The organism is Rhizobium sp. PDO1-076, assembly GCF_000247475.1.
Classification (GTDB): domain Bacteria; phylum Pseudomonadota; class Alphaproteobacteria; order Rhizobiales; family Rhizobiaceae; genus Allorhizobium.
The window spans coordinates 18,666-27,347 of record NZ_AHZC01000396.1 but is presented as its reverse complement, the minus strand read 5'-3'; the positions used below and the strand labels follow the sequence as shown (position 1 = coordinate 27,347).

The following is an 8,682-nucleotide window of genomic DNA, read 5'->3' as shown; positions in this document are numbered from 1 at the left end:
AGAACTGAACAAACGCAAAACAGAAGTTGTCAAACACGGGGTTTGAAACTGTCAAACTCGCAAAACGAAGGCGTTACAAGACCATGGAAAAGCACAAGCACATCAGGTACTTAGAATAGTGCCCGGAGGCGGTTTTGAACCACCGACACGCGGATTTTCAACCCGCGAAAATGTTAGTGACCGGCACCGGCCGGTGCAGCCGCCTTGGGTTTCTTCAAAAGCAGCGTCATGAACACCAGTGAGCCGAACAGCACAGTCAGTCCCATGAAGATGTCCATGAAGGACAGCAGCGTGGCCTGCTGCGTGACGATGCCGGCAAGTTTCTGCACGGCGACGGTGCTGCCGTCCAGGCCATAGGCGTCGTAGTTGGCACCGACGCTTGCCAGCCAGTCGAGTGCTGCAGGGTTGCCCCAGTCAAGCTGCTCGGACAGGCGGGCGAAATGATCGTCGGTGCGCTGGGTGATCATCGTGTTGATGATCGCAAGGCCAACGGCGCCCCCGAGATTGCGGGTCAGATTGAACAGGCCGGATGCGTTTTTCATCCGATCCGGCGGCAAGGTGCCAAGCGCGATATTGTTGATCGGCACCATGCAGATCATCAGCGAGCAGCCCCGCAGGATCTGCGGAAGCAGCAGTTCGTAGAAGTCCCAGTCAGCCGTGATCCCGGTCATCATATAGGTACCGGTGGCAAAGCCGGCGAAGCCCATCATCATCATCACCCGCGGATCGAGCTTGCTCGACAGGATGCCGGCGATCGGCGCCGTCAGGAACATCGCAGCCCCCGAGACGAACATGGTCTCGCCGATCATCAGCGAATCGTAATGCCGGATGCGGCTGAGATAGAGCGGATAGAGATAGGTCAGGCCATAAAGACCGACGCCCATGACAAACGAGAACAGCGAGCCGAAGGCAAAATTGGCATTCGAGAAAGCCCGCAGGTCGACGACGGGAAGCTCGACCTTGAACACCCGGCGGAAGAAGATCGCCCCGCCGATCACCATGGCGATGGTGCCCATGACGATATGATGGTCGTTGAACCAGTCCTTGTTGTTGCCCTCTTCCAGCACGAATTCCATCGAGCCCAGGAACACCGCCATCGAGGCCAGGCCCCACCAGTCGAATTTCTTCATCAGGCTGTGGTCCGGCTGGTCGAAATCGATCAGGCTCCAGGTCGTCGCAGCCACGATGATGCCGGGGATCACATTGATCAGGAACAGCCAGTGCCATGACATGGCATGACTGATGTAGCCCCCGATCGTCGGCCCGATCGTCGGCGCGAGCGTGGCGACAAGGCCGATCATCGGCGAAACGATATTGCGCTTGGACGGCGGGAAGATCGTGAAGGCGGCGACAAAGACGGACGGGATCATGCCGCCGCCGATAAAGCCCTGGATCGCACGGTAGACGATCATCTGCTCGATATTCGTGGCCGTGGCCGCCAATGCGCTGGCCAGCGTAAAACCGCCGGCGCAGATCGAAAACAGCACCCGCGTCGACAGGATCCGGGCCAGAACGCCGGACAGCGGGATCATGATGACTTCGGCAATCAGATAAGACGTCTGGACCCAGGCGACTTCGTCATTGCTGGCGCCGAGGCCGGCCTGGATTTCCGACAGCGAGGCCGAGACGATCTGGATATCGAGGATCGACATGAACATGCCGAAGACCATGGCCAGGAAGGCGATGACCCGCTTCGGGTCCATGCGCTCTTCCGCCCCCGAGGCCGAGCCAAGGGTGGGTGATGCTGTGCTTGCAACGGCCATGGCGCGGCCCCTTTTCTAGCAGATCCGCTTACTGCGCAGCAACGGCCTGGGTTTCAGGCGCGGTCCGGGTATCGACATCGACAATCACGCTGAGACCGGCGCGCAGATGCCCCTGGTCCAGGGCGTCTTGCGGAAGCGCGATCCGCACGGGAACGCGCTGGACGACCTTGGTAAAATTGCCGGTGGCATTTTCGGCGGGCAGCATCGAAAAGATCGCACCTGAGGCCGGAGCGATCGAGGTCACCGTGCCTTCGAGCGGATCTTCACCATAGGCATCGACATGGATCGAAACCTTCGAACCCGGCACCAGATGGGCGATCTGCGTTTCCTTGAAATTCGCCTCGATATAGAGGTCACGGATCGGAACGAGGGCCGCGAGGCGCTTGCCGGCGGAGACAAGATCGCCGGCCTGCACCGACAGATTGCCGATGACGCCGTCATAGGGCGCCTTGAGCACCGTGAAATCGAGGTCGCGCTTGGCCTTGTCGATCGCCAGTTCCTGCACCTTGACGGTGTTCAGCGCTTCATCGCGCTGTGCCTTGAGAAGCGAAACATTGGCCTCGGCAGAAGACACGGCCGCTTCCCCCGCGATCAGGTTTGCCTTGGCCTGCTCCAGCGCGATCGTCGCATTGTCGAGATCGGCTGTGGTGCCTGCGGACTTGGCCGCCAGATCCTTGGCCCGCTTCTCGGTGATCTGCGCGCCGCGCACGCTGGCTTCCAGCGCGCCCTCGCTGTGCCTTGGTCTGCGCAAGGCTGGCCTCGCCACCAGAGATCTGTGCATCCATCCGCAGGACCGCAAGTTCGGCGCTCCGCTTGTTGGCAACAGCCTGCTCATAGGCAATGCGATAATCGCCACCATCGAGCGTCACCAGCGGATCGCCGGCCTTGACCACCTGGTTGCCGGTGACATTGACCGTCTCCACATAGCCGGAGACCTTCGGCGAGATGATCGCGATGTCGCCCTCGATATAGGCATCATCCGTCGAGACCATGAACCGGCCATTGGTCCACCACTCGTACCCAAACCAGAGGCCCGCACCGACGATCGCCAAACCGATGATCGGAAGCACGGGGCTGCGGCGCTTCTTGGCGACTGTAGGCGCAGTCGTTTCGGCAGGGGTGGCCCCGGCTTCTTGCGGCGTGGCCGGCACGGCCTCATTCCTGTCTTCGACGGGAGGAGCGGAACGAAGGGCGGTGGATCTTTGCGTGACGGACATGGGCTCAAACCGGGGAGTTGGTGAAGAAACTATTCGAACTGAACCGTTCGGTTCGATTGACATATAGCGTTTCGTAACGCATATCAAGATGCACATCCCCGCTTCGTGCCTGCAAAATTGACATGAGTTAATTATTTGGACCGATCATGACCGAACCGACGACAAAACCGAACGAGACGAAGGAGCAGCCACCCGCGGCAGCACCCGGTTTGAGCCGTTTTGCCGCTGGCGAAGACCCGATCAAGCGTGGCCAGATCCTCGATGGCGCCAAGCGCGTCTTCATGAAAATGGGCTATGACGCCGCCAGCATGAATGACGTGACCCGCGAGGCAGGTGTCTCCAAAGGCACCATCTATGTCTATTTCCAGAGCAAGGAAGAACTGTTCGCCGCCCTGATCGAGCGCGAAAAGGGACGGTTTGCCGAGCGCATGCGTGAACTGCTGGAGCAGAGCACCAGCGCCGAGGACGGCCTGCGCCGTTTCGGCCTCGCGTTTGCCCACCAGGTCATCAACACGGACATGATCCCCTCGATGCGCGTGGTCCTGGGCGTGATCGACCGAATGCCATCGCTCTGTCAGCGTTTTTTCGCCGGCGCGCCGACCAATGCCAAGACCGTGCTGCGCGCCTTCCTCCAGCATCACGCCGAAAGCGGACAGCTGCATATCGACGACTGCGAACTGGCAGCCCGCCAGTTCATTGACCTGGCCGTCGGTTCCTACTTCAGGGAGCGACTGTTCAATCAGCTGCCGACCGACATTACGCAAGCCGAAATCGAGCGTGTGGTCGACAGTGGCCTCAAGCTTTTCCTGGGTGCATACGGCCCGCCCGGGCCGGAAAACACCTGAGGCGGCAGCGGACCTGTCGCCTTATTCGACAACGCCTCACCTTACCGGCCGCCCCACCCTTGCCATATGCGATCATTTGCCCCATTTGCTGTTGCTCAACTCCTCTGTTTAGCACGGAAAACATCGAATGCAGGATCTGCTCCTACTCGCTCAGGACCCCGCCGCCTGGATCGCACTGATCACGCTGATAATCATGGAAGTCGTGCTCGGCATCGACAACCTCGTCTTCATTTCCATCCTGACCAACAAGCTGCCGGCTGAATCGCGCGAAAGGGCTCGCCGCATCGGCATCGGCCTTGCCCTCATCATGCGCCTTGCGCTGCTGGGCACCGTCGCCTGGATCGTCCAGCTGACCAATCCCGTGTTTGAACTCTTCGGCCACGGCTTCTCGTGGAAGGACATGATCCTGATCGCCGGCGGCCTGTTCCTTGTCTGGAAGGCGACCAAGGAAATCCACCACAGTGTCGACCCGATCGACCACCAGGAAGATTTCATTGCGTCTTCGGCGACCAACACCTTTGCCGCTGCCATTGGCCAGATCCTGTTGCTCGACCTCGTGTTTTCCGTCGACAGCATCATCACCGCCGTCGGCATGACGGAACATCTGCCGATCATGGTCATTGCCGTCATCGTGGCGGTAACCGTGATGCTGATTGCCTCCAATCCGCTCGCCAACTTCATCGAGAAGAATCCGACCGTCGTCATGCTGGCGCTCGGCTTCCTGCTGATGATCGGCATGACCCTGATCGCCGACGGCATGGGCTTCCATGTTCCAAAGGGCTATATCTACGCTGCCATGGCGTTCTCCGGCCTGGTGGAAATGCTCAATATGTTTGCCCGCAAGAAGAAGCAGGCCGACCGCGAAAAAGGCACCACCCGCCACTGATCTTTGACGTTCCGAAAGAGGGCCAGTTGGATTGAACCGGCCCTCTTTTTTGCATGACGACCTTCACGACTTCAAAGATCACACTGGACATTGACCAGCGGTGTGCGCCACCGTCTGCAGCTCTGCCAACTGAACCGCCCGGAGCCATATGACCTACGAGCAAATTCTCGCCTTCAGTGTCATTGCTGCCATGATGGCGGTTTTCTTGTGGGAGCGATTTCGGTACGACGTCGTCGCCTGTGCTGCGCTTGTCTCGTCCGTCGCTCTTGGTCTCGTCTCCCCGGCCGAGGCATTTGCAGGCTTTTCCGACGACATCGTCATCATTGTCGGTTCCGCGCTCGTGGTCAGCGCCGGTGTTGCCCGATCCGGCGTCGTCGATCTTGCCATCAAGCGCTTCTTTCCCAGCCTGGAATCCGTCCGGGCACAGATGCTGCTTCTGTTGCTCACGGTCACCGTGCTCTCTGCCTTCATCAAGAACATCGGCGCTCTGGCCATCATGATGCCGGTGGCATTTCAGTTTGCCCGCCGCTCGAACGTCTCGCCATCGATCTTCCTGATGCCCATGGCCTTCGGCGCCCTGCTCGGCGGCTTGATGACCCAGATCGGCACCTCGCCCAACATCGCCGTCTCAAGGCTGCGCGAGGAGATCACCGGCCAGGCCTTCACCATGTTCGACTTCACCCCGGTCGGCGCGACGCTCGCGATCGCCGGCATCATCTTCCTGATGTTCTTCTATTGGCTCGTGCCCATCCGCGAAAACCAGAACCCTTCCCTGCAGGAAGCGCTCGAAAGTTCGCATTTTTCAACCGAAGCAACCCTTGGACGGCACTCGCCCTATGTCGGCAAGACCCTGCATCAGTTGCAGCAGATTGCCTCGGGCGAGGTCTCTGCGACGTCGATCCTGCGCGGTGATACGAGGCTTTCGCCTTTCCCCGACGTGCTGCTGAAAGTCGGCGACACGCTGCTGCTGCAGGGACCATCGGAAGCCCTCGACCGGGTTGTCTCCCAGGGCAGCCTGACGCTGGCCGGCGGCACCGTTGCCCCCAACAAGGGCGGCGATCTTGTCTCCGTCGAGGCCGTGATCAGCCGAGGGTCGTCGCTGATCGGCCAGACGGCGCGGGACCTGTCCCTGGTCCATACCTACGGCGTCAACCTGCTTGCGGTCAGCCGTCAGGGCAAACGCATCCGTGAACGCCTGGGCGAACTGACGCTGCGATCGGGCGATGTCGTCCTGCTCCAGGGCCTTCGCCAGCAGATGCCCGCCCATCCTGACCGAACTCGGCTGCCTGCCGCTCGCCGAGCGCGCAATCCTGCTCGGCACCACCCGAAACGTCCTCGTTCCCCTCGCCATTCTATTCGTCGCCATGGGCGCGACCGCGTTGGGGCTCGCCCCCGTTGGCATTGCCTTCTTTGCCGCAGCGCTTGCCATGGTCGTCTTCAAGGTCATCCCGATCTCCGAAGTCTACCAATCGGTCGACGGTCCGATCCTGGTCATGTTGGCCGCCCTCATTCCGGTGTCCGGCACCCTGCGCACATCCGGCGCCAGCGACGTCATTGCAGGCTGGTTGAGTACGCTTGCCAGCAGCATGCCGGCCTGGGGTGCCGTCGCACTGATCCTGGTCACCGCAATGGCTGTCACGCCCTTCCTCAACAACGCGGCAACCGTGCTGGTCATGGCCCCGATCGCGGCAAGTTTTGCCGGAGGCCTGGGTTACCAACCAGAAGCCTTCCTGATGGCGGTTGCCATTGGCGCGGGTTGCGACTTCCTCACCCCGATCGGCCACCAGTGCAACACGCTGGTCATGGGCCCGGGCGGCTATCGCTTCAGCGACTACCCCCGGCTCGGGCTCCCCCTGTCTGTGCTAGTCATCCTGGTCGCCGTCCCAACACTCTTGATGGTCTGGCCAGTCTGATACCGGCAGGTGTGTTCCTCCCCAACTGCCAGACGCAGAAAAACCTGCGTCGGCGGGACGCAGGCTTTCCTGGGGGGCGGGGGCTTGGGGAGAACGCAAGCCGGACGGATGGGGCTCGCCTGCCGCTTCGTTGGCCACGGAGAGAAACCGGAAAAATCTCCGTATTCCCCGATATTCCGTCGCGTCCGGTTGGCACGGCCTGCGTTCTGTCGGTGAAACGCCTCCAACCGAAATCGGTTCCGCTGTTTTTTGATTTTTTCCCGCACCGGCTTGAGGCAGGGCCGGAAACCGCCCAAATACGCAGTTTTCCTTGACGCACTGCGTTGAATATGGCCTAAGGCCAGCCAATGGAACAGGCGGAACCTGGCACGGAAACGCGCCTTCTCGTCCTTCCGCCACATTGTATTTCACACCCATGATCCTGCGGCCATCGCTCGATTTCCCCGCACGTCACTATGAGCTGAACTCCATGACCAATTCAGGCGTCCGCGTCCGTATCGCACCCTCCCCGACCGGCGAACCCCATGTCGGCACCGCGTATATCGCGCTGTTCAACTACCTGTTCGCCAAGAAACACGGCGGCGAGTTCATCTTGCGCATCGAAGATACCGATGCGACCCGCTCGACGGCCGAGTTCGAACAGAAAGTGCTCGACGCGCTGAAGTGGATCGGCCTGACCTGGTCGGAAGGCCCGGATGTCGGTGGTCCCCACGGCCCCTACCGCCAGTCCGACCGTAAGGACATGTACTGGCCCCACGCTCAGGACCTGCTCGACAAGGGCCACGCCTTCCGTTGTTTCTGCACGCCCGAGCGGCTCGAGCAGATGCGCGAGGGCCAGCGCGCCGCCGGCAAGCCGCCGAAATATGATGGCCTTTGCCTCAACCTGACCGCCGAGGAGGTCACCTCGAAGATGGCGGGCGGCGAGACTTCCGTCGTGCGCATGAAGATCCCGACCGAAGGCTCGTGCGATTTCCATGACGGCGTCTACGGCGATGTCTCGATCCCGTGGGACAGTGTCGACATGCAGGTCCTGATCAAGGGCGACGGCATGCCGACCTATCACATGGCCAATGTCATCGACGACCACCTGATGAAGATCACCCACGTCGCCCGCGGGGAAGAGTGGCTGGCATCCGTACCCAAGCACATTCTGCTGTATCGTTATTTCGGCTGGGAAGCACCTGTCTGGATGCACCTGTCGCTGATGCGCAATGCCGACAAGTCGAAACTGTCGAAGCGCAAGAACCCGACCTCGATCTCCTATTATTCAGCGCTCGGCTATATGCCGGAAGCGCTGATGAATTTCCTCGGCCTGTTCTTCATCCAGATCGCCGAAGGCGAAGAACTGCTGACCATGGATGAACTGATCGCAAAGTTCGACCCGGACAACCTGTCCAAGGCCGGCGCGATCTTCGACATCCAGAAACTCGATTGGCTGAACGGCCGCTGGCTGCGCGAAAAGCTGACCCCGGACGAGTTCATCGCCCGCGTCCTCGACTGGTCGATGGAAAACGATCGCCTGACCGAGGGCCTAAAGCTTGCCCAGAGCCGCGTCACCAAGCTCGGCGAACTGCCACCGCTCGCAGGCTTCCTGCTCGCCAACGATGTCGGTCTGACGCCGGCCTCCTTCGGCGGCCTGAAGACCAGCCCGGCGGAAACGCTGGCCATTGTCACCACCGTCCAGGCGGATCTCGAAAAGATCCTCGAATGGAACGTGGCGACCATCGAGGAAGAACTGCGCGCGATTGCCGATCGTATGGAGAAGAAACTGCGCGTGGTTACCCCGCCGCTGTTCGTCGCCGTGTCCGGCAGCCAACGCTCGCTGCCGCTGTTCGACTCGATGGCGCTGCTCGGCCGCTCGGTCGTGCGCCAGCGCCTGAAGGTCGCGATCCAGGTGCTCACCGCCATGGCGGGCGCCGCCAATTGACAATACAGCGCCGCCTTCCGGCGGCGTATTGAACGACCCCCCTCTGCCCTACCGGGCATCTCCCCCACAAGGGAGGAGATCAGCGAGTGGCCGGCCATTGCCAAGCTCTCGTTGACCGCCGGCTTTGATGC

Annotated in this window: 4 protein-coding genes and 2 pseudogenes; 4 read left to right on the top strand and 2 right to left on the bottom strand. The window is 61.0% G+C overall.

The annotated features are described in order from the left end of the window. Positions 1-173 precede the first annotated feature (173 nt). Together PDO_RS20310 and PDO_RS20305 are read right to left on the bottom strand one after the other, a co-directional pair. Positions 174-1,763 (bottom strand): DHA2 family efflux MFS transporter permease subunit, encoded by a 1,590-nt coding sequence (locus tag PDO_RS20310; RefSeq protein ID WP_007606300.1) that lies wholly within the window; start codon positions 1,761-1,763, stop codon positions 174-176. 28 nt (positions 1,764-1,791) lie between these two features. Next, positions 1,792-2,980 (bottom strand): annotated as a pseudogene (locus tag PDO_RS20305) (HlyD family secretion protein). A gap of 146 nt (positions 2,981-3,126) precedes the next feature. On the opposite strand from PDO_RS20305, the gene PDO_RS20300 reads away from it, so the two are divergent. From PDO_RS20300 to gltX, 4 genes and pseudogenes are all read left to right on the top strand, one after another. Next, on the top strand, positions 3,127-3,825 hold the full coding sequence (locus tag PDO_RS20300; protein WP_007606298.1) for a TetR/AcrR family transcriptional regulator: 699 nt from the start codon (positions 3,127-3,129) through the stop codon (positions 3,823-3,825). A 127-nt stretch (positions 3,826-3,952) separates the two neighbouring features. Then, positions 3,953-4,711, top strand: a complete 759-nt coding sequence (locus PDO_RS20295; protein WP_007606297.1) for a TerC family protein — start codon at positions 3,953-3,955, stop codon at positions 4,709-4,711. Positions 4,712-4,859: 148 nt separating this feature from the next. Next, positions 4,860-6,624, top strand: a pseudogene (locus PDO_RS20290) (SLC13 family permease). A gap of 469 nt (positions 6,625-7,093) precedes the next feature. Then, the gene (gene gltX / locus PDO_RS20285) at positions 7,094-8,551 is read left to right on the top strand and encodes a glutamate--tRNA ligase (RefSeq protein ID WP_037074867.1); all 1,458 of its coding nucleotides are present in this window, start codon (positions 7,094-7,096) and stop codon (positions 8,549-8,551) included. The last annotated feature ends 131 nt before the right edge of the window (positions 8,552-8,682 follow it).